This is a genomic window from Pseudomonas sp. GW821-FHT04D07 (assembly GCF_059420225.1).
The window spans coordinates 133,746-155,370 of record NZ_JBWKTH010000011.1; the positions used below are offsets into that span (position 1 = coordinate 133,746).

Here is a 21,625-nt window from a genome sequence, read left to right on the forward strand (position 1 = left end):
AGACCGGGCATCGGCATTTAGGTTCTACACTAGGCCGGAACTTGCCTCGCCAAAGGTAGCGCCCAGATGGAACGTCTCACCGCGAAAGACTTTGCCCCTGAACTGCTTGAGCTGTACGACTACTACGTCCACGGCAAGATCAACCGCCGGGAGTTTCTCGATCGTGCGGCAAAGTTCACCCTCGGTGGCCTGGCCGCCAGCAGCCTGCTGGCGGCGTTGAGCCCAAACTATGCGCTGGCCGAACAGGTGCCGTTTACCGACCCGGACATCGTCGCCGAATACATCACCTACCCCTCCCCCAAGGGCCACGGGCAAGTGCGTGCTTATCAGGTACGTCCGGCCAAGGCCAGCGGCAAGGTGTCGGCGGTGGTGGTGGTGCATGAAAACCGTGGGCTCAATCCCTATATCGAGGACGTGGCCCGGCGTGTGGCCAAGGCCGGATACATCGCCCTGGCCCCGGATGGTCTGTCATCGGTCGGCGGTTATCCCGGCAATGACGAAAAAGGCCGGGAGCTGCAGCTGACCGTCGACCCGGAAAAGCTGATGAACGACTTTTTCGCCGCTATCGAATGGCTGATGCACCACGACAGCACCACCGGCAAAGTCGGCATCACCGGCTTCTGCTATGGCGGCGGGGTCGCCAATGCCGCCGCCGTGGCCTATCCGGAACTCAGTGCCGCCGTGCCCTTCTATGGCCGCCAGCCAAAGGCCGAAGAGGTGGTGCGGATCAAGGCGCCCCTGCTGCTGCACTATGCCGAACTGGACAAGGCCATCACCGACGGCTGGCCCGCCTATGAGCAGGCCTTGAAAGCCGCCGGCAAGGTCTATGAAGCGCATATCTACGCCGGGGTTAACCACGGCTTTCACAATGACTCCACGCCGAGGTACGACGAGGCCGCCGCCAAACTGGCCTGGGACAGGACCCTGGGGTGGTTTCGGCGTTATCTGGTTTAGGGGGTTATGTCGGAGAAATCGTGGCCAGGAGGCCAATCGCAATCGTCAGTATGAGAAATCCACCCAGGAACATCGCCATCTTGGCCATAAGGCCTCCTCAACTATAAGGTCAGGGCATAACGCGGGTCGCGTAATGAGTTTACGGAGCAGAGCAAACAGAGGTCCGTGGCCCTGCATCACAAGCTATAGCCCCGGGCATCTGCAGAAGGCTGATCCGTAGGTTCATTGTCGGCCGTGGGCCAAATACATTACAGAGGCAGATGATGATGAAAAATACGGATCAGAACAGCGGCCCGAGCACCCCTTGCACTTTGACCAGTGCAATCCGAAGGGTCTCCATGTCCACGGAACCCAAGGCCAGGCGGATCGCATGGGGCACATGCACCGAGGTTGTAAAAGGCTCGGCGGTGGAGACTGAAATCTGCTCGCGCATCAGCGTCACTGCGATCTGATCGGCCCGCGCCTCTTCCGGCAGGGGCAGCCAGAGAAAGTAGGAAGACGGATGGCGTACGGTGCGCAGCCCGACCAGCAGCTCGTCAGCCATGACCTGCCTAGCCTGGGCATCCTTGCGCTTTTGTACCTCGAGTCTGGCGACGGTGCCGTCCTCGATCCAGGCGGTGGCGATTGCCGTCAACACACCCGGCGTGTTCCAGGTGGTCGCCCGGATGGTTCGTTCCAGCGCCGCCACCCGCTGCAGCGGCGCCACGACAAATCCGACCCGCAACCCGGCTGCCACGTTCTTGGACAGACCGGAAACATAGAGAGTCCTTTCCGGCGCCAACTCGGCTAGCGGCGGCGGCGCTTGCTCCGCCAGGTAGGCGTAGGCCGCGTCCTCGATAATCAACAGATCATGCTGGCGCGCAATCGACACCAGTTGTTCACGCTGATCGGCCGCCATCACCCAGCCCATCGGGTTATGCAGGGTCGGCATGCTGTAGACGGCGCGCACCGGACGGCTGCGGCAAAGTTGCGCCAGGGCATCGAGATCGGGTCCCTGGTCGGTGACGGGAATCGGCACGACCTCAAGGTGCAACGCCTGCGCCAACACCTTGAATCCGGGGTAGGTCAAGGCATCTGCGGCGATCACGTCGCCGGGTTGCAGGAACGCCATTAGAACCACCGTCAAGCCATGCTGGGCGCCGCTGACAATCAGCACCTGCTCGGCCGCCACCCTCAGTCCGCGCGTCCCCAGGTGACGGGCGACCGCTGCTCGTTCGTGCAAGCGACCGGCATGCGGGTGGTAACGCAGCAAGGACTCCAGGTCGCCGGACAACGCCAACTGACGCAAAGCCATACGCAGTTGCTCGGCCTGTCCTGGCGACGACGGATAGTTGAAGTTGAGATCGACCATCCCCAAAGCCACGTCGGGTTGGTCGATGCCCAGGCCGGAAGGCAGGGACGTCTCCCGGACAAAGGTGCCACGCCCCGTTTCCCCGCTGACCAGGCCCATCGCCTCAAGCTCCGCGTAGACCCGACTGGCCGTGACCAGAGCCAGGCCATGGGTCGCGGCCAGTTGGCGATGGGTCGGCAAGCGGGCACCGGGCGGCAGGCGCCCCGAGCGGATATCGGCAGCAAAAACGTCAACCAGCGACTTGTACCGGGAACGCGGCATGGGCAGATGTATCCATGACAATATTTTGATTGTATCAATAGTCAATCATAGGATGTGCCTCAAGCAACCCGAACCTTGAGTGTGACGCGAAAATGGAACGTATCTCGCCCCTGAACACCCCGGCGATCGCCAAAAGCAGCCGTGGCTGGCTCAATGGATTTATCGGTGTATTGATCTTCAGTGGTTCGTTGCCCGCGACACGGGTGGCGGTCCGGGAGTTCGACCCGGTGTTTCTGACCGTGGCCCGGGCGAGCATCGCCGGGGTTCTGGCGCTGTGCCTGCTGTTGCTGTTCAGGGAGAAGCGCCCTGCCCGCCACCAACTGCTGTCGCTGCTGGTGGTGGCCATCGGTGTTGTACTGGGGTTCCCGCTGTTGACGGCACTGGCGTTGCAGTACGTGACCTCGGCGCACTCCATTGTTTTCCTCGGCCTGTTGCCGCTGGCGACCGCCGCCTTCGGTGTCCTGCGCGGTGGCGAGCGGCCACGGCCGGTGTTCTGGTGCTTTTCCGTGCTGGGCAGCCTGTTGGTGGTGGGGTTCGCCGTGTCCCAGGGGCTGAGCGCCTCGCCCCGGGGCGATATCCTGATGCTGCTGGCGGTGCTGGTCTGCGGCCTGGGTTATGCCGAAGGAGCGAAACTCTCCCGGGCGCTGGGAGGCTGGCAGGTAATTTCCTGGGCGCTGGTCCTGTCGCTGCCGGTAATGCTCGTGCTGACGGGGTTGCTGACGCCCCCCTCGTTCACAGGGATCAGCACACCGGCCTGGTTGAGCCTGGCATATGTCTCGTTGTTCAGCATGCTGATCGGTTTTGTGTTCTGGTATCGCGGTTTGGCCCAGGGCGGGATTGCCGCCGTGGGACAGTTACAACTCCTGCAGCCGTTTTTCGGCTTGGCGCTGGCGGCGACCTTGCTCCACGAGCAGGTCAGCCTGGGCATGTTGGGGGTCACGGTGGCGGTGATCCTCTGCGTGGCCGGCGCGAGAAAATTCTCCAAATAAACGCCGTCCCTTGTAGGAGCCTGGCTTGCCAGCGATGAGGCCCTCAAGCCCTGCATCGATCATCCGACCGCCATCGCCGGCAAGCCGGGCTCCTACATTGACCGCGTTGACCTGAAGACGGTATCGCCCGCCCTACACCCAGCGCTTGAACAACACACTGGCATTGACCCCACCAAAACCGAAGCCATTGGAGAGTGCATACTCCATAGGCAACTGCCGGGCCTGACCACGGATCAGATCAAGACCTTCGGCGAGGTCATCAGGGTTATCCAGATTGAGCGTCGCCGGCGCCACCTGGTCACGCAATGCCAGCACCGTGAAGATCGCCTCGATCCCACCCGCGGCGCCCAACAGATGCCCGGTAGCGGATTTGGTCGAACTGATGGCTGGACCACCCGCTGTCCCGAACACCGCCTTGATGGCCGCCAATTCGCCCTTGTCACCCACCGGCGTCGAAGTGGCATGCGCATTCAGATGCTGGACCTGCGACGGCTCGATCCCGGCCTGGCGCAATGCCTGCTGCATGGCCCGACGGGCACCGTCACCGTCTTCCGGGCCGGCAGTCATATGGTAGGCATCGGAGCTGGTGCCGTAGCCCACCAACTCGGCGAGCGGTTTGGCGCCACGCGCCAAGGCATGCTCCAACTCCTCGATCACCAGCAGGCCGGCCCCCTCGCCCATGACAAAGCCATCGCGGGCCTGATCGAAAGGCCGCGAGGCGAGCTGTGGCGTCTCGTTGTAATCACTTGAAAGCGCCCGGGCCGCCGCGAACCCGGCCAGACTGACCCGGTGGATACACGCTTCCGCGCCACCGCAGACCGCGACATCAATCTCCCCCGCACGGATCATCCGGGCAGCATCGCCGATGGCCTGGACGCCGGCGGCACAGGCGGTCACCGGAGAACCCAGTGGCCCCTTGAGACCGTAGCGGATCGAGACGTGACCGGCCGCCATATTGCTGAGAAACGAGGGGATGGTGAACGGCGACAGACGCCGCGGCCCCTTGCTGTCCGTGGTCCGCACCGCTTCGGCGATAGCCGGAAAACCACCGACACCGGAAGCAATGATGGTTGCCGTGCGCTCCTGCGCCTCAGGGGAGTCGGGCGCCCAGCCGGCCTGGGCCAAGGCTTCATCCGCCGCCGCCAGGGCGAACAGGATGAAGCGGTCCATCTTGCGCTGCTCCTTGGCCGCCAGCAGTTGATCCGGATCGAAGCCGGCCTCCGGGTCCTGGGCACGGTCCGGGACCTGGCCGCCGATGCTGATCGACAGGTCGCCGATCAACTCCGTCGGCAACTGTCGGATCCCGGACTGTCCGGCCAGCAGGCGCTGCCAGATCTGTTCGACCCCGCAACCCAGCGGGGTCAGCGCGCCCATGCCCGTGACAACGATGCGTTTGTTCATGACGATCCAACTCCTTCAGGTGATTGAGCGAGGTAATGGCTTGTGGACGCTACTATCATCATGAAAGTAACATACCCGCCTCACAAATATCCGAGCACCCCGACAGGAACCACCATGCAACGCAAAACCCTGAGCCATGCCGAATGCCCGGTTGCCCGCAGCCTTGAACGGGTGGGCGAGTGGTGGAGTATCTTGATCATGCGCGACGCCCTGCATGGCCTGAAGCGCTTCGACGAATTCTCCCGCAGCCTGGAAATTGCCCCGAACATGCTGACCCGGCGCCTGAATGCGCTGGTGGAGGCGGGCCTGCTCGAACGCGTGCCCTATAGCCAGCGCCCGCTGCGCTATGAATATCTGCCAACCACCAAGGGCGAGGATTTTCGCGTGGTGCTGATGGCATTTGTGGAATGGGGTAATCGCCATTACGCGCCGGAAGGCGAAAGCGTGCAAATCGTCGAATGCGAGAGCGGGCGACCGTTGCAATTGATGATGGCGGATATCGCCGATGGGCGTCCGGTGCCGTTGAGCCGGAGCACCGTGCAAGCCGGGCCGGCAGCCAGTGAGCAGATGCGTCTGCGGCTGGCATGATCTCAGGTACGAGAAGGAAAATGGCAGGGGCGGCTGGATTCGAACCAACGCATGGCAGGATCAAAACCTGCTGCCTTACCGCTTGGCGACGCCCCTGTAGCTGTTGCGACGAGTGCGTAACACTCGTGTCTTGACCTTGCAGCTTGCGAACCCGAGAAGGGCCACTGCAAGAGTGCGCGAAATTTATCAACTTTCGCGGCGCCTGTGAAGCCCCCTCTTACACAAATTTGTTTTAAAACAGCGACTTATTCTTGGTCGCGGCCAAGGTCTGCGCGCAACTGGCTGATTCGACGATTTTTGCTCGCCGCTCTACGTTTGGCACCGATGAACCGTACACCTGCGTGACAAGTTTCAGGCACAGATGGGGAAAGGCTCCGACGCTCTGGCGTCGGATCAATATTGTTGTCGGGGCCGCTTCGGTGCTGCTGATGGCGCGACGGGCCTGAGTATCTGGCCCCATCCGTTACTCGTAAACCGAGACCCGATTGCGCCCACTCTTCTTCGACGCATACAACGCCTGGTCCGCCCAGGCGATCAGGTCGGCGTGACTGATTGAAGGCAGGCTCAGATCAGCCACCCCCAGGCTGATGGTGAAGCGGATGCTCTGGCCTTCGTGCATCACTTCCAGGCCTTCGATCGCCTTGCGCAAGCGTTCGGCAAAAAAGCGCGCGCCGGCCTTGTCGGTGTCCGACAGCACCACGCCAAACTCTTCGCCGCCATAACGTCCGGCCACGTCGCTGTCGCGCACATGCTCGCGGACCATATCGGCCACATGCTCGATGACCTTGTCCCCCGCCTGGTGGCCATAGGTGTCGTTGACCCGCTTGAAGTGGTCGATGTCGAACATCACCAGGCTCGTGGCATTGCCATACCGCTGGTTTCGGGCATAGGCGGCCTTCAGGCTTTCCTCCCAGTGCCCACGGTTGTACAGGCCGGTCAGGCGGTCGGTGCTGGAGAGTTTCTGCAGCTTGGCATTGGCGGCCTGGAGCTGGTGGCGGTTGGTGGCCACGTCGGTGACGTCATAGATCACCAGGCAGATATGGGTGATGCTGCTGTTGGTGGAACGCAACGGCAACATGGTGGTGTTCTGGTACATGAAATCTTCCTGGCCGGTGATCGGCTGGTAGTTCTTGAACCGCACCAGATAAGGCCGCTGCTCCCAGATGGTGAACGCCGGCGTGCCCAGGGTCGCGACACTCTCGACCTTGCGGCTGAACCATTCGCGGTCCACCTCGGGAAACAGGCTGAAGAACGACTGGCTGTTGGCGTCCTTGGGCTGCACCCCGGAACGGTTTTCCATGAAGGTGTTCCAGACCTGCACACAGTAGTCGCGGTCCAGCACCACCACGCCGACGTCGATGCTCTGGACAATCGCCAGTAACCAGTGAAACTCGTTCAGATCGAGAGTGTCGTTCATGGCTCAGCTCATCAGGTAGGCGAGTTTGTCGGTCAACCGCTGGATGGAGTCTTCCGTGAACAGCAACAGCAAGTCGAAATGAATATCGTGCCCTTCCAGGCTGTAGCTGATTTCTACCGCCAGGGTCTTTTTCCAGCGTTGCTGGTTGACCCGGATCAGTTCGTCGATGGCCGCGTGCTGCCCGAGAATCTGTGGGTGGCCCTGGGAAAACACCACGTCGATCTGTTCGGCAATACTGCTCAGGCACGCACCGATCAGCACACTGGAGAGGTCCAGCAACATTTCCAGGTCCGAATACTCGGTGCCCTGGCGCTGCATCAACTGCGCCATGTCGGCGATTTCCGAATCATGGAACATCAGCAAGGCCTCACCGGCGATACCACTGCCGATAAAACCCTGGCAAATGGCGGTGAGCTGGTTGCCGTTGCCAGCATCCATCAGCGCCATGTGCAGTTCGCCCACCTCGAGGATATTCACGTTCGGCACCGGCAAGTGCACAAACACCCCGAGGACCTTGGCGATCAACGCCGCCGCGCGACCAATGGCGACGTTGACCGTTTCGCGAAAGGCATCGCGAAAGCTGACTTCAGCCGTCGGTTCAAGGCGAGCGGCCAACGGCGCCGGACCGGGAGCATTCAGCAGCCCCAGTCGGTCGAGGGTCTCGCGCAACTCGTCCTGGTCAAACGGCTTTTTCAGGAACGCCAACGCACCCAACTCGTGCACCCGGCGGACCGCCTCTTCCTGGACATCGCCGGAGATCACGATCACCTGTGCCTGCAAGCCTTCGGCACGGATCGCCGAGAGCACCTGGTAACCATCCATTTCCGGCATGGTCAGGTCGAGCAACACCACCTGCCCCAATCCCTGGCGAATGGCATCCAGCCCCTGCCGACCATCGCTGGCCTGGGTGATCGAGACCTGCCAGTCTGCCGGCAGCGCCCGTAAAACCTGCTTACGGGCCATGTTGGAGTCGTCACACACAAGTAGGGGAATCACTGACACAGACCGGTGCTCATCTTATTGGGGTATCAGGGAAAACATTAATGGCATGATGCCATAATTTTTACAAACCATGCTTAACGTACAGGTTTATTGCGAACTACGTCCGATATTCCAACAGCTTAGGTGTATTCGATGCTCAGGGGATGGCTTAGGTCAACGAAGTGGATCGACGGCGTCACCCAGCGGGGTCTTATGGCCGCGCTGAAAAGCGCTCGCGATAGGCCTGTGGCGTGACACTCAGGGCCCGCAGAAAACTGCGGCGCAGGGTTTCCTCGCTGCCGAAACCACAGCGGCTGGCGATGCGCTTGATCGGCATCGCGGTGTCGCCCAGCAGGCGCCGGGCGGTTTCCACCCGGATCTGCTCGATGGCCCGGGCCGGCGTCTGCCCGGTTTCGGCGCGGTAGTGACGGACGAAACTGCGCTCGCTCATGCCCGCCTGCTGCGCCAGGATCGAAATCGACAGGTCCTGCGCCAGGTGCTCGGCGATCCAGGCCTGCAAGTCGCCGAAGCGGCTGCCGGCCTTCTGCAAGGACAGGGTCGCGCTGAATTGTGCCTGCCCGCCCGGACGCTTCAGGAACACCACCAGATGCCGGGCGACCTCCAACGCCACAGGACGCCCCAGGTCCGCCTCAACCAGCGCCAGGGACAAATCGATACCCGCCGTCACCCCGGCCGAGGTCCAGACCGGGCCATCGTTGATAAAGATCGGATTGGGCTCGACCTGCACCCGCGGGTACTGCGCGGCCAATTGTTCGCAGCGGGTCCAGTGGGTCGCCACTCGCCGGCCGTCCAGCCAGCCGCTGGCCGCCAGCAGGAACGCCCCGGTGCAGACCGAGGCGACCCGTCGCGCGCAACCGGCCTGCTGGCGCACCCAGGCCACCAGCGCCGAGTCCTCGGCGGCCGCATAAGTGCCCCAGCCACCCGCGATGATCAGGGTGTCGCAAGGCACCCCCGTCGCCGGTAAAGGATTGGCCACCAGGGCCAGCCCCGCCGAACTCATCACCGGTTCGCGCTGGTCGGCAATGACGCTCACGGCATAAGGCAGCGGCAGGCCCTCGGCACGGGCGAGGTCGTTGGCCGAGGCAAAGACCTGCAACGGCCCCGTGACATCGAGCACCTGCACATTGGGAAACGCCAGGATGCGGATCGTTCTGGGTGTGTTCATGGGTATTGGCGTGAAACGTGGGGTCAATGGCAGATACGCCAAAGCCTACGGAACTACAGTGAAACCGTCCAGCCTTGCAGGACCCGCCCATTTACTTCCAAGGAGCTATTACATGACGCTGCATATCGGCTTTCTGTTGTTCCCCAAAGTCCAACAGCTTGACCTCACCGGCCCCTACGACGTCCTGGCCTCGTTGCCTGATGCACGGATCCACCTGATCTGGAAGGACCTGGCACCCGTCACCTCCAGCACCGGCCTGGTCTTTACGCCGACGACGACTTTCGAAGACTGCCCGCCCCTGGACGTGATCTGTATTCCAGGAGGGGCCGGGGTAGGCCCCTTGATGGAAGATGCCGAGACCCTCTCATTCATCGTCCGCCAGGCCGCCCAGGCGCGATATGTCACCTCAGTCTGCACAGGTTCTCTGGTGCTGGGCGCCGCCGGGCTGCTGCACGGCCGCAAGGCCACCACGCACTGGGCCTATCACGATCTGCTGGCGACTCTCGGCGCGATACCGGTGAAGGACCGCGTGGTGCGTGACGGCAACCTGCTGACCGGCGGCGGCATCACCGCAGGGATCGATTTTGCCCTGACCCTGGTCGCTGAACTGGTGGGGGCGCAAGAGGCCCAGGCGATCCAGTTGCAGCTGGAATACGCACCGGCGCCGCCGTTCAATGCCGGCAGCCCGGAGACGGCGCCCGCGGACGTGCTGGCCATTGCCCTGCAACGGGTGGCGGAGTCGCAAAAGCAACGCACTCTGATCACCGAACGTGTCGCCCAGCGCTTGAAACAAGTGGGTTAATCGCGCTCCCACGGCATATCCAGCAACGCCGAGCCCAGGCTCTTGCCGTGGGCATCCAGCGCCAGGGAACGGGTCACCCCGCCACGGAGGATGCCCGGCAAGACAAAATTCAAGGCGCGCACGCCCGGTACCGCGTAACGCCGTACCGGTCCGGCTGCCGGATCGAGCAAGGACGCAAAGTAGTCCGCCACCCGCTCGGCCGTCAGCCATTCGCATAACCCTGGGTAGTCCTCGGCACGGTAGGCGATCACCGAGATATTCGAGGTATCGCCTTTGTCGCCCGTGCGCGAATGGGCAAAGGCGCGCAATTCAAGACCGCTCATGACCGCTCCTCCAGATGAACCGTTGCCGCCAGGTGTTCCCGTGGCAACAGCAGCGACGCCACCGCCACCACCTGCCGCACGCTTTTACTCGCACCGCCACCGCCTGACGGGCCGTTGGTATACAGCGTCTCCACTTCATTGCCGATCCGCAGCGCATCGGCTCGCTCAAGACAACGCGCCGCCACCCGCAGGCGCACCTCCCAGGGCTCGCCCTGCCCTCGCGCACTCAGCACTTCACCATACAGGGCATCGACACCCATCAACTCCGCGCAGACTTCCTCAGCCTTGACGCCGATGATTTCCAGGCGCTGCAAGACAATCTCCCGCGCCAGCCGCGCCCGAGCCAGTGCACCCGGTCCGCCGTAGGACATCTGCCCCTCACCGATCCAGCCGTCCAGGTAACCGACCGAGACCTTCAGGGTGTCCGGCCGCTGGCGCCCACTCGCGCCCTGCACGCCGACCCGGTTCACACCCTGCTCGACAAAACTCACATTCTGGAAGTCCGCCGTGACATCCGGCGTCAGGTAGGCCGCCGGGTCATGCACTTCATAGAGCAATTGCTCCGTGCAGGTCGCTGCGTCCACCCGCCCGCCGCTGCCAGCGACCTTGGTAATGGTCGCCCGGCCCTCGGCATCCACTTCGGCCAGGGGAAAGCCCAGGTGCGCCAGGTCCGGCACCTCCTTGACGCCCGGATCGGCGAAGTACCCACCGGTAATCTGCCCCGCGCACTCCAGCAGATGGCCGATCAGGGTGCCACGACCAAGGCGCGGCCAATCGTCCGCCGCCCAACCGAACTCGAAGCACTGCGGCGCGAGAAACAGCGACGGGTCGGCCACCCGGCCAGTGATCACCACATCGGCATCGGCCGCCAGGGCCTGGACAATGCCTTCCGCGCCCAGGTAGGCATTGGCCGAGACCAGCCGCTCACCCAACTGCTCGACCCGCAAGCCGTTGTCCAGCAAACGACTCGGCTCGGCGCGCAGCACCTCAAGCACATCGTCGCCCGTCACCGCGGCAATCTTGAGTCCGTGCAAGCCCAGCTCGGCAGCGATCCGCCGGACCTCCCGCGCGGCGGCCAGGGGATTGGCCGCGCCCATATTGGTGATGATTCGCAGGCGCCGTCCGGCACCGGCCACAAAGGGCAGCACCCGCTCCATCCGCTCACGCAACAAGGGGTCATAACCGCCCTCGGGATCGCTGAGCCGGGCCTGTTGCGCGAGGGCGATGGTCCGTTCGGCCAGGCACTCGAACACCAGGTAATCCAGCTCGCCCTTGGCCGCCAGTTCCACCGCCGGTTCAATGCGGTCGCCCGAATAGCCGGCACCGGAGCCGATACGCAAGGTTTTCATCGCCAGGTCCCTCATGTCAAAAGATGCCCAGAAGCAACGCCGTCAGGGTCATCAGCACCGAGGCGGCGAGCAGGAAAGGAATAGTGAAACGCTGGTGATCGGCCAGTTCGATCTTGCACAGACCCACCAGCAAAAAGGTCGCGGGGGTCAGCGGGCTGACCGGGAACCCAGTGGTGTGCACGCCCAGCAACGATGCCTGGGCCACCTGCAACGGCTCCACGCCCAAGGCCTTGCCGACCTCGGCAATCACCGGCATCACCCCGAAGTAAAAGGAGTCCGGGTCGAACAACAGGCTCAGCGGCATCGACAGGAAACCCACCAGCGCCGGAATCAGCTTGCCGTGGCCGGCCGGGATCTGCGCCACCGCCACTTCGGCCATGGCCTTGAGCATGCCGGTGCCCTGCATGATGCCGGTAAAGACCCCGGCCGCCAGGAGAATGCTGGCCATGGTCAGGGCGGTCTTGGCGTGGGCATCGATGCGGGCGCGCTGGGCGTCGACATTCGGGTAGTTGAGGCACAGCGCGACCACGGTGCCGAGCATGAACATCACCACCGGGTCGACCCAGCCAGCGATCATCACCGCCATCACCAGCACCGTCAGCAGCAGGTTGGCCCAGAACAGGCGGGGGCGACGCAGGACTTCTTCCGCCTGGCTGATCACCCGGCTCGGCACGCCGCCCGTGGCCAGATCGGCGCCCAGGCCCAGACGCCGTTCTTCACGCCGGCCCAACCACCAGGCGCAGGCGAAGACAAACAGCAAGCCGACGATCTGCACCGGAATCAACGGCTGGAACAGATCCGCCACCGGCACATGCAAGGCCGCCGACGAACGCAGCACCGGGCCGGTCCAGGGCAGGAAATTCACCCCGGCGGCCATGGCCGCGACACAGGCGAGGATCCGTCGGTCAATGCCCAGCCGCGTATACAACGGCAACATCGCCGGGACGGTCACCAGAAAGGTCACCGCCCCGGAGCCGTCGAGGTGCACCAGCAACGCCAGCAAGGCCGTGCCCATGACAATGCGCGTGGGCCGCGTGCCCACCGTGCGCAGGATGCGGTCGATGATCGGGTCGAGCATGCCGGCATCCGTCATCACCCCGAAGAACAGGATGGCGAACACGAACATGCCCACCACCGGGGCGACGTTCTTGATGCCGGTGACGATAAAAGCACTGGTTTGCAGACCGAAACCGCCGAGCAGCGCGGCAATGATCGGCAAGGCGATCAGCGCGACCAGGGGCGAGAGACGCTTGCTCATGACAGCCGCAAGCAGACAGACGATGGTGATGACACCCAGCGTGGCGAGCATGGGAAGACTCCGGGGCCGCTCGACGGCGGACAGTTATTGTTTTCCCCCGAGTATTGGAACGCGGTTAAGCTTTGTAAATTGGAATGTTCACCGCCATGCATTCGGAAAAACAGAATGAAGAACGCCGTCCAGCATATCCGCGCCTTTCTCACCGTCGCCCAGACCGGCAGCTTCGCCCGCGCCGCTGTCCTGCTGCACCTTTCGCCTTCGGCGCTGACGGTGCAGGTCCAGCAGTTGGAAGAGTGGCTCGGCGTGACCCTGCTGGAGCGCAGCCCGCGCCAGGTCAGCCTGACCGGCGCCGGCCAGCAGGCCCGCGGGCCCATGGAGAAACTGTTGCTGGACCTGGACAACATCGTCAGCGGTTCCCGTGACCTGGCCAGCCTGCAACGCGGCGTGGTAACCCTGGCCGCCTTGCCGTCGATCTGCTCCGGCGCTCTGCCACCGTTGCTCAAGCAGTTTCGCCAGGCCTTTCCCGGTATCGAAATCCGCCTGCGGGACGTGGTCGCCCAGCGCATCGACAGCCTGGTGCGGGAGAACGAAGTGGACTTCGGGCTGGGTGTACGAGCCCGGCTCAACCATGGCCTGGACTTTGAAGTGGTCATGGTCGATCACCTGTGCCTGTTCCTCCCCGCCGAACACCCGTTGGCGCACCAGACAAGCATCAGCCTGGCGGATATGAGCGGCCAACCGATGATCCTCACCGGACGCGACAGCAGCGTGCGCGAACGGGTCGAGCAACTCTTCGACGCACAAGGCCTGACGCTGGTACCTGGGCTGGAAGCCAACTATATGTCCACGGTCCTGGCGCTGGTGCGCCAGGGGCTGGGCATGGCGCTGCTGCCGGAGTCGGCGGATGACGGCCTGAGCGGCTTGCACAAACGCGTGGTGGAACACCCTGGCGTCAGCCGCGAGATCGGTCTGATCACCCGTAGCGGGCAACCCTTGTCGCCGGCCGCGACGCGATTCGTGAGCTTGATTCGAGAAGGCCTGGCCCCGCCCCGACTTCTTGACAAACCTTGAACCACTCGGGCATTGTCTGACAACCTGACTACCGAGCCCGACCTTCATGCTGGAACTCCAACGCCCCGACTCCCTGGTTGAACGAGTGGTCAGTGCCATTCGCGCGGAAATCGATACCGGGCGGCTGGCGGCCGAAGCGCGCCTGCCGACTGAACAGCAGTTGGCGGAACAGTTGAATGTCAGCCGCTCGGTGGTCCGCGAAGCCATCGCCCAGCTCAAGGCCGACGGCGTACTGATCGCCCGGCGCGGACTCGGCTCGTATATTTCCCAGACACCAGCCGGCACGGTGTTTCGCTTTCCCAAGAGCGAGGGGCGCAAGACCGATCTGGCGCAGATGTTCGAAATGCGCCTGTGGATCGAGACCCAGGCCGCGTCGATTGCCGCGCAACGGCGTGACGAAGCGGACCTGCAACGCATGCAGGCGGCCTTGCAGGAAATGCACGACAAACGCACCGACTTCGATGCCGCCGCCGCCGCCGATGTGGCCTTTCACCGGGCCATCGCCGAGGCCAGCAAGAACGAGTATTTCGTCGCCTTCCATGACTTTCTGCGCGGCCAGTTGGCCGAAGCGCGGCGCACCGCCTGGGAAAACTCCGCCAGCCGTTCCGTCGGCGGTTCGGCCGACGCCGGGCGTGAACACCAGGCCTTGTACCAAGCCATCGCCGATGGCAATCGCCAGGCCGCCGCCGCTTGTGCCGAGGCGCATCTGCGGGCCTCGGCCAAACGCTTGCAACTGGAACTGCCGGCCATGAACTGAATCGATCCGCCCTGCGCTGCACCCGCAGCGCCCGGGCAAGCAGACCCAATTTGGCGTGCCTGCATTAGTCTGACAACCTGATAACTAGACATGAACAATAACAAGGTAGGTTCCCTGCATGATTTATGACTTCTGCATCATCGGCGGCGGCATCGTCGGCCTGGCCACGGCCATGGAGTTGCTCAAGCGCCAGCCCGGCGCCTCGCTGCTGATCCTGGAAAAGGAAGCCAGCCTCGCCCGCCACCAGACCGGTCATAACAGCGGCGTGATCCATGCCGGTATCTACTACGCACCGGGCAGCCTCAAGGCCGACCTGTGCAAGCGCGGGGCCCAGGCGACAAAAGACTTCTGTCGCGAACACGGAATCCGCTTCGAGGTCTGCGGCAAGTTGCTGGTGGCCTCCACCGCCCTCGAAGTGCAGCGCATGCAGGCCCTGTATGAACGCTCGCAACTCAACGGCATGCGCGTCGAGCGTCTCGACGCCGCTGAGCTGCAGCGGCGTGAACCAAACATCGTCGGCCTCGGCGGCCTGTTCCTCGACGCCACGGGCATCGTCGACTACCGCGAAATCTGCCAGGCCATGGCCCGAGTCATCACGGCCGGCGGCGGCGAGATCCAACTCGACACCACGGTCACGGCCATCCAGGAAGACGGCGACAAAGTCACCGTCAGCAGCCACGACCGCGTCTGGCAGGCCCGCAAGCTGGTAGCCTGTGCCGGCCTGCAATCCGACCGCCTGGCGAGACTGGCCGGCATTTCCATCGACCATCAGATCATTCCCTTTCGCGGCGAATACTTCCGCCTGCCAGCGACGAAGAACAACATCGTCAATCACCTGATCTACCCGATCCCCGATCCCGACCTGCCGTTCCTCGGCGTGCACCTGACCCGGATGATCGACGGCAGCGTCACAGTCGGTCCGAACGCCGTACTGGGCCTGGGCCGGGAGAACTACCGCAAGTTTTCCATCAACTGGCGGGACGTCGCGCAATACGCCGCCTTCCCCGGTTTCTGGAAAACCCTGTGGCAGAACCTGGGTTCCGGCAGCCAGGAAATGAAGAACTCATTGTTCAAGCGTGGCTACCTGGAACAGTGCCGCAAGTACTGCCCATCCCTGGTCGTCGAAGACCTGCTGCCCTATGAGGCCGGGATCCGCGCCCAGGCGGTGATGCGCGACGGCAGCCTGGTGCATGACTTCCTGTTCGCCGAAACGTCGCGGATGGTCCACGTCTGCAATGCACCGTCGCCCGCCGCCACCTCCGCCATGCCGATCGGCGAGATGATCGCCGACCGGCTGTTCGCCCCTCATTAACCAGAAAATCCTCCCGCGTACAGGAGTACGCCCTCTCCGCCGGCCCTGAAAAGGCCAACGGGGCGCACCAGCGATCACTTGAAAATAACTATAAAGACCTACAAGGAACCCACTGATGTCGGTATATAAAGCGTCCGAATCGCCCGTCGAAACCCCGCAACAGACTCGCAAGCGCCTGCGCAAGGTCGCCGCCGCGACCATCTTCGGCTCGATGCTGGAGTGGTATGACTTCTACCTCTACGCGACCATGGCGGCGATTGTCTTCGCGAAGATCTTCTTCGACGCCAGCAACCCGCAAACCGCCTCGCTGCTGGCCTTCTCCACCTTTGCCATCGGCTTTATCGCCCGGCCATTCGGCGGCATCCTGTTCGGCTACCTGGGCGACAAGTTCGGCCGCAAGCAGGTGCTGGTCCTGACATTCTGCATGATGGGCGTCTGCACCACGCTTATCGGTCTGATTCCCAGCTACGCCGCCATCGGTCTCTGGGCACCCGCCCTGCTGGTGGTGATCCGCATCATCCAGGGCCTGGGGGCCGGCGCTGAACTCTCGGGGGCCGCCGTGACCTCCTATGAACACGCCGCCCAGGGCAAGCGCGGCAGCCAGGGCGCCTGGCCGGCGCTGGGCCTGAACCTCGGCCTGCTGCTGTCCTCGCTGACCATTTACCTGTTGACCCTGAACGGCAATGCATTCCTGCTCGAAGGCGGCTGGCGCATCCCCTTCGTCTGCAGCATCGCCCTGGTCGGGGTCGGCCTGTGGGTCCGCAACAGCATTCCGGAAACCCCGGAGTTCAAGGAACTGAACCAACAGAAGCGCGCGCAACCCAAGGTCTCGCCGCTGAAAGCGCTGCTGAAGAACGACCTCAAAGGCCTGGCCGTGGTGTTCTTCGTCGCCATCGGCTACAACGCCCTGAGCTATATCTTCAAGACCTTTTCCCTGGCCTACCTGACCCAATACAAAGGCGTCGACGTGCACGTGACCTCTTTGTCGGTGACCCTCGCCAGCCTGGTAGCCATTGTCGCCGTGCCATTTTTCGGCTGGTTGTGCGACCGCTGGAGCAGCAAGGCGGTCCTGGTCCTGGGCGGGGCATTTTCACTGCTGTTCGCCTACCCCTTCCTGATGCTGCTGAGCAGCGGTGAAAACTGGCAGGTCTACCTGGCGATCGGCATTGGCACCGGGGTCCTGGCCCCCATGATGTTTGCGCCGCAAGGCTCATTTCTCAGTCGTCAGTTCCCGACCCAGACCCGCTCCTCGGGCTTTGGCACCGGGCGCGAAATCGGCACGGCGGTGGCCGGTGGACTGGCACCCCTGGGTGCCCTGTCGCTGGTCTCGGCCTCGGCGACCCACTCCACCGACGGCGTGGCCCTGATCCTGGCGATCGCGGCAGTCTGCGTGGTGGTCTTCGCCTTGTGCGACCAGGGCAAAAAGCACTCGGCGTTCAAGAACTGACAGGGCCTGGCAGTCACCTAGAACGTCATTGAATGCTTGCGATCCAGGCTTTCGCCAAAGCCGCGGATCACCTCCAGCAGCGACTTCACCCGCAGCGGCAGACTCCCGGCCGGATACACCGCGTGCATCTGCGGGCTCTCGCCGCTGCTGGAAGTAAGCTTGTATTCGGGGCAGACCCGGACCAGGCGCCCGGCGTCCACCTCGGGTTCCGCCAACCAGTCCGCCAGCCGGGCGATCCCAACGCCCGCCAGAGCCGCGTGGAACACCGCCGCGCCCGAGCTGAAGCGAAATTTCGGATGCACCCGAAAGCTGATGGCCTGCTCTTCGTTGCGAAAATTCCACTCCTTGAGGATCCGTGGCGCCGTATGCAGGATCAGCGAGTGCGCCTCCAGCGCCTCGATCGAATCGGGCATCCCGCGACGCTCCAGATACCCGGGACTGGCATACAGGTAGCGTGAGTAACTCCAGAGCGGAAAGCCGATCAGGTCGCTGGATTGCGGAAACGCCCCGCGAATCGAGAAGTCCAGCTTGCTCTTGGCCGGGTCGAGGGTCTCATCGGTGAAAATCACATCGACACTCACATCCGGATAACGCTCGCAGTACTGGGCGATCAGCTTGGGCAAGACCCCATGGCCGAGAAACTCGGGGGCGGAAAAGCGGATCCAGCCGTGGGCCAGGCCGCTGAGACCGGCCAGGTCTTCATCCGCCTCACGTTGCAGATCCAGCATTCTGTAGGCGTGGGGCAAAAAGCATTCACCGGCCTCGGTCAGGCTCACCGCATTCGACGAGCGGTTGAACAACTTGACCCCAGCGCTTTCCTCCAGGGCCTGCACGGCACGGGTCAACGAGCTGGGAGAGCGCCCCAGCGCGCGGGCCGCGGCGATAAAGCTACGCTTACGTGCCACTGTCGCGAAGGCTTCCAATTCCCCCAACATATCCAGGGCCATTTCCTCACCTCATTGCACTTTTCACAATATGGCATTGCAACACAAAAAAGGCCCTTCCGTTAGCCTTCCCGCTCAACCCACAGGGACGTAGGCAAACAGGAGCAAACGGACGTGTCAAAGCTGGATGAAATAGTCGGGAAATCTGCGGCGCTGATCGGTGAAGAAATTCGCGAATGGCTGGGAAAAAAATCCGCGACCTCGACCCGACAGGGGATACCGCAGCTTCATGTGTCATTCGAAGAACAGCGTGCCCTGCACGCCGGCCTGGCGTCACTGGCCGTGACCGACAGTGCCTCGGGCATCCGCGACATGCCGGCCCTGGGGCGGTTGTTGGAGAGCATCCTGGACGCCGAGAAAATCCAGCAACTGCGCGACTTCCCCACGAGTCGTAAGGTGGCGCTGATCGTCAGGGGACTGCCACTGGACTCGCAACTGCCCGCCACGCCTTATGACACGGACCCGGACATCGAAAACCTGCCGGTTCTGGCCGGTGCCATTCTGGCCGTGCTGCAAACCCTGCAAACCCGTCCAGTGGCATACGAAGGCGAAAGCGACAACAGCGTGTTCCGTCATGTATCGCCCAAGTACAACCGCGAAGCTGAAAAGAGTTCCTTTGGTTCACGCATGGACCTGGGCATGCATGTCGACAACCCGCACCTGCCCCTGACCTGCGAACCCGTCACGCAGCTGTCGGCCTGCCCGGAGTACCTGTCCCTGACCGGTCTGCGCTGCGAGCTCGACGTGCCGACGCGCATCGTCGCCATTGCCGACGTGTTGGCCATGCTGCCAGCCTCGGTCGAAGCAGAATTGTCGCGACCGCACTTCGCCATCCGCCGACCGGCCTCGTTTGGCAAACAGGGTAATGTGCTGGAAAACGTCCCCCTGCTGTACAGAAACGCCAGCGGTGGCCTGTATTGCCGCTACAACAAGGCCAGTGTCGCCGCGACCTGCGCCAATGCGCAGTTTGCCCTGCAACTGTTTGCCGCCGCCGCCAACCACCCCGATGTCGTGCACCAGATTCTGCTGCAACCGGGGGACATGCTGATCTTCAAGAACCAGCAAACCCTGCATGCCCGGGACGGTTTCCCGCCCCGCTACGACGGCCGCGACCGCTGGATGCTGCGCGTCTTCGGGGTCGACGACCCGGCACGCGTGGTGCCGCTGGACCCTCACCAACCTTTTATTGTCAGAGCCTGATTTCATGGTCGATATTGTCATCCTTTGCGTGTTCGCCTTTGCCGCCGGCCTGATCGATGCGGCGGTGGGCGGCGGCGGACTGATCCAGATACCCGCGCTGTTCAACGTGCTGCCCACGGCAACACCCGCGGCGCTGCTGGGTACCAACAAAGTCGCGGCCGCCTGCGGCACGGCCTTCGCGGCCCGGTCCTTCGTACGCAAAGTGGTGATCGACTGGAACCTGGTGATTCCCGCCGCCTGCGCGGCCTTCGCCATGTCCTTCTTCGGCGCGGCCACGGTGTCGGTCGTGCCCCAGTCGGTGATCCGCCCGGCGGTGCTGGTAATGATCGTGCTGATGGCGGTCTACACCTTCTGGAAAAAGGACTTCGGCGCCCTGCACAAACCGATGCACATCGGCACCCGGGAAAAACTGCTGGCGATCGTGATCGGCGGGGCCATCGGTTTCTACGACGGACTGTTCGGCCCCGGCACCGGCAGCTTCCTGATCTTCCTGTTTATCCGCTGCTTCGCCTTTGACTTCCTGCATGCCTCGGCGTCGGCCAAAGTGGTGAATATCGCGACCAACGTCGCGGCCCTGATGTTCTTCATTCCGACCGGCAACGTGCTCTACCTGATCGCCATTCCCATGGCGGTCTTCAACATCCTCGGCGCGCTGACTGGCACCTGGCTGGCGGTGCATAAAGGCGTACCCTTTGTCCGGGCGCTGTTCCTGGTGTTGCTGGTGATCCTGATCAGCAAACTGTCCTATGACCTGATTCTGCAAACCTGATTTTGTAAACCTGATGTTGTAAACCAGAGGAGAACCCCATGTATCCGATGTTCGATCGCCTGGTAGAGCTGCTTGATGCCCGTGCCGCCTCCTACCGGGTGTTGCTGCACGACGCCGAGGGCCAGTCGGCGCGGGTCGCCGAAATCCGCGGCACCGAACCGGGCCAGGGCGCCAAGGCCATGCTTTGCTCGCTCAAGGGCCAGGCCGAACCCTATGCCCTGGTGATCCTGCCAGGGGACCAGAAGCTCGACATGAAGAAGGTCGGGGTGGCCCTGGGCGGGAAAAAAGCCGAACTGGTGAAGGCCGAAACCGCCATGGAACTGACCGGCTGCCGGATCGGCGCCATTCCGCCTTTCGTCTTCGATGAACGGATTCAATTGATTGTCGACCCGGCCTTGACCACCCGCTACGGCGAAATCGCCTTCAATGCCGGTCGACTGGATGCCTCGATGGTGCTCGATACACAGGATTACCTGGCGATTGCCAAACCGTGGTTGCTGGATGTCAGTCAGGCCTGAGCAGACCGCGGCTGGATTGGTCCGCCTGTTTTAACCTGGAATGGCCCTTGCCAAGCCGATCCCGGCTACTTTGTAATGCTCGCTGAAACCCGCACTGCGAGCCCTGCCCCGTGAAAAACCTGCACTTGCTGCAATCCCTTGAAGGCGACCGGTTGCTGCTGCGGCCACTCCAGCCCGACGATGCCGACGCCCTGGTGGACGCCGCCCGGGACGGCGAGCTGTGGAACCTGCCGTTCACCGTGGTACCGGGGCCCAACACGGTCGAGTCCTACCTGCACAGCGCCCTCACGGGCCGGGAAGCCGGCACGGTGATGCCGTTTGTCATCGTGATCAAGGCCACCGGCGAAGTCATCGGCTCCACGCGCTTCTGGAAGATCGACCGCCAGTACCGCAAGTTGGAAATCGGCAGCACCTGGATCTCGACCCGCTGGCAGAAAAGCTTCGTCAACAGCGAGGCCAAGTACCTGATGCTGCGCCATGCGTTCGACGTGCTCGATTGCGTGCGTGTGCAGTTCACCACCGATGAGATCAATGAGAAATCCCGGGCGGCGATCCTGCGCCTGGGCGCGAAGCAGGAAGGGATCGTGCGCAACGAGCGGATCATGCCGGACGGGCGCAAACGCAACTCCGTACGCTTCAGCATCATCGACGCAGAGTGGCCCGACGTTCGCCAGGGATTGGAAAGGAACCTGCACCGATAACGCCTGCAAGACTTCCCACGCCGCCAAAAGCAATCATGAAGAAATC

Annotated in this window: 21 protein-coding genes and 1 tRNA gene; 12 read left to right on the top strand and 10 right to left on the bottom strand. The window is 63.0% G+C overall.

The window, feature by feature from the left end; genetic code table 11:
- Positions 1-66: 66 nt before the first annotated feature.
- Positions 67-954 carry a YghX family hydrolase gene (gene yghX, locus AC07T0_RS15730; RefSeq protein ID WP_495002058.1) on the top strand — a complete coding sequence of 296 codons (888 nt, stop codon included), beginning with the start codon at positions 67-69 and terminating at the stop codon, positions 952-954.
- A gap of 280 nt (positions 955-1,234) precedes the next feature.
- Here yghX and AC07T0_RS15735 read toward each other — a convergent pair whose 3' ends face one another.
- Entirely contained in the window at positions 1,235-2,566 is a 1,332-nt protein-coding gene (locus AC07T0_RS15735; protein ID WP_495002059.1) for an aminotransferase-like domain-containing protein, read from the bottom strand.
- Between the two features lie 92 nt (positions 2,567-2,658).
- Between AC07T0_RS15735 and AC07T0_RS15740 the strand changes: the two genes are divergently transcribed.
- Entirely contained in the window at positions 2,659-3,555 is an 897-nt protein-coding gene (locus tag AC07T0_RS15740) for a DMT family transporter (protein ID WP_495002060.1), read from the top strand.
- A 132-nt stretch (positions 3,556-3,687) separates the two neighbouring features.
- Here the strand turns inward: AC07T0_RS15740 and fabF are convergent, their stop codons facing one another.
- Entirely contained in the window at positions 3,688-4,956 is a 1,269-nt protein-coding gene (gene fabF / locus AC07T0_RS15745; RefSeq protein WP_495002061.1) for a beta-ketoacyl-ACP synthase II, read from the bottom strand.
- A gap of 114 nt (positions 4,957-5,070) precedes the next feature.
- Between fabF and AC07T0_RS15750 the strand changes: the two genes are divergently transcribed.
- Entirely contained in the window at positions 5,071-5,544 is a 474-nt protein-coding gene (locus tag AC07T0_RS15750; RefSeq protein WP_495002062.1) for a winged helix-turn-helix transcriptional regulator, read from the top strand.
- Positions 5,545-5,565: 21 nt separating this feature from the next.
- On the opposite strand, the gene AC07T0_RS15755 is transcribed toward AC07T0_RS15750, so the two are convergent.
- The 4 genes from AC07T0_RS15755 to AC07T0_RS15770 form a co-directional block, all read right to left on the bottom strand.
- A tRNA-Gln gene (locus AC07T0_RS15755) sits at positions 5,566-5,640 on the bottom strand.
- Positions 5,641-6,007: 367 nt separating this feature from the next.
- Entirely contained in the window at positions 6,008-6,961 is a 954-nt protein-coding gene (locus AC07T0_RS15760; protein WP_495002063.1) for a sensor domain-containing diguanylate cyclase, read from the bottom strand.
- Positions 6,962-6,964: 3 nt separating this feature from the next.
- Positions 6,965-7,963 (bottom strand): response regulator, encoded by a 999-nt coding sequence (locus AC07T0_RS15765; RefSeq protein WP_495002064.1) that lies wholly within the window; start codon positions 7,961-7,963, stop codon positions 6,965-6,967.
- A 190-nt stretch (positions 7,964-8,153) separates the two neighbouring features.
- A complete protein-coding gene (locus tag AC07T0_RS15770; protein WP_495002065.1) occupies positions 8,154-9,128 on the bottom strand; it encodes a GlxA family transcriptional regulator in 975 nt (324 codons plus the stop codon).
- 112 nt (positions 9,129-9,240) lie between these two features.
- Between AC07T0_RS15770 and inhA the strand changes: the two genes are divergently transcribed.
- Positions 9,241-9,930 carry an isonitrile hydratase gene (gene inhA, locus AC07T0_RS15775; RefSeq protein ID WP_495002066.1) on the top strand — a complete coding sequence of 230 codons (690 nt, stop codon included), beginning with the start codon at positions 9,241-9,243 and terminating at the stop codon, positions 9,928-9,930.
- Here inhA and AC07T0_RS15780 read toward each other — a convergent pair.
- From AC07T0_RS15780 to AC07T0_RS15790, 3 genes are read right to left on the bottom strand one after another with little or no spacing between them, the layout of a single operon-like run.
- Complete coding sequence (locus tag AC07T0_RS15780) at positions 9,927-10,253, bottom strand: AtuA-related protein (protein ID WP_495002067.1); 327 nt, start codon at positions 10,251-10,253, stop codon at positions 9,927-9,929. The genes inhA and AC07T0_RS15780 overlap by 4 nt on opposite strands.
- Complete coding sequence (locus tag AC07T0_RS15785) at positions 10,250-11,602, bottom strand: acyclic terpene utilization AtuA family protein (RefSeq protein ID WP_495002068.1); 1,353 nt, start codon at positions 11,600-11,602, stop codon at positions 10,250-10,252. The genes AC07T0_RS15780 and AC07T0_RS15785 overlap by 4 nt, the downstream gene beginning before the upstream one ends.
- Positions 11,603-11,618: 16 nt before the next feature.
- On the bottom strand, positions 11,619-12,911 hold the full coding sequence (locus AC07T0_RS15790; RefSeq protein WP_495002069.1) for a CitMHS family transporter: 1,293 nt from the start codon (positions 12,909-12,911) through the stop codon (positions 11,619-11,621).
- A gap of 114 nt (positions 12,912-13,025) precedes the next feature.
- Between AC07T0_RS15790 and AC07T0_RS15795 the strand changes: the two genes are divergently transcribed.
- The 4 genes from AC07T0_RS15795 to AC07T0_RS15810 all read left to right on the top strand — a co-directional run bounded on the left by AC07T0_RS15795 (position 13,026) and on the right by AC07T0_RS15810 (position 17,447).
- Positions 13,026-13,931: a LysR family transcriptional regulator gene (locus AC07T0_RS15795; protein WP_495002070.1), complete on the top strand. Its 906-nt coding sequence runs from the start codon at positions 13,026-13,028 to the stop codon at positions 13,929-13,931.
- 46 nt (positions 13,932-13,977) lie between these two features.
- The gene (locus tag AC07T0_RS15800; protein WP_495002071.1) at positions 13,978-14,688 is read left to right on the top strand and encodes a FadR/GntR family transcriptional regulator; all 711 of its coding nucleotides are present in this window, start codon (positions 13,978-13,980) and stop codon (positions 14,686-14,688) included.
- A gap of 118 nt (positions 14,689-14,806) precedes the next feature.
- A complete protein-coding gene (gene lhgO / locus AC07T0_RS15805) occupies positions 14,807-16,000 on the top strand; it encodes an L-2-hydroxyglutarate oxidase (protein ID WP_495002072.1) in 1,194 nt (397 codons plus the stop codon).
- Positions 16,001-16,115: 115 nt separating this feature from the next.
- On the top strand, positions 16,116-17,447 hold the full coding sequence (locus AC07T0_RS15810) for an MFS transporter (RefSeq protein WP_495002073.1): 1,332 nt from the start codon (positions 16,116-16,118) through the stop codon (positions 17,445-17,447).
- A 17-nt stretch (positions 17,448-17,464) separates the two neighbouring features.
- On the opposite strand, the gene AC07T0_RS15815 is transcribed toward AC07T0_RS15810, so the two are convergent.
- Positions 17,465-18,394 (bottom strand): LysR family transcriptional regulator, encoded by a 930-nt coding sequence (locus tag AC07T0_RS15815; protein ID WP_495002074.1) that lies wholly within the window; start codon positions 18,392-18,394, stop codon positions 17,465-17,467.
- Positions 18,395-18,505: 111 nt separating this feature from the next.
- On the opposite strand from AC07T0_RS15815, the gene AC07T0_RS15820 reads away from it, so the two are divergent.
- From AC07T0_RS15820 to AC07T0_RS15835, 4 genes are all read left to right on the top strand, one after another.
- A complete protein-coding gene (locus AC07T0_RS15820) occupies positions 18,506-19,591 on the top strand; it encodes a TauD/TfdA family dioxygenase (RefSeq protein WP_495002075.1) in 1,086 nt (361 codons plus the stop codon).
- Positions 19,592-19,595: 4 nt separating this feature from the next.
- The gene (locus AC07T0_RS15825) at positions 19,596-20,360 is read left to right on the top strand and encodes a sulfite exporter TauE/SafE family protein (protein WP_495002076.1); all 765 of its coding nucleotides are present in this window, start codon (positions 19,596-19,598) and stop codon (positions 20,358-20,360) included.
- Between the two features lie 38 nt (positions 20,361-20,398).
- Positions 20,399-20,878 (top strand): YbaK/prolyl-tRNA synthetase associated domain-containing protein, encoded by a 480-nt coding sequence (locus AC07T0_RS15830; RefSeq protein ID WP_495002077.1) that lies wholly within the window; start codon positions 20,399-20,401, stop codon positions 20,876-20,878.
- A 128-nt stretch (positions 20,879-21,006) separates the two neighbouring features.
- On the top strand, positions 21,007-21,579 hold the full coding sequence (locus tag AC07T0_RS15835; RefSeq protein ID WP_495002102.1) for a GNAT family N-acetyltransferase: 573 nt from the start codon (positions 21,007-21,009) through the stop codon (positions 21,577-21,579).
- Positions 21,580-21,625 lie beyond the last annotated feature (46 nt).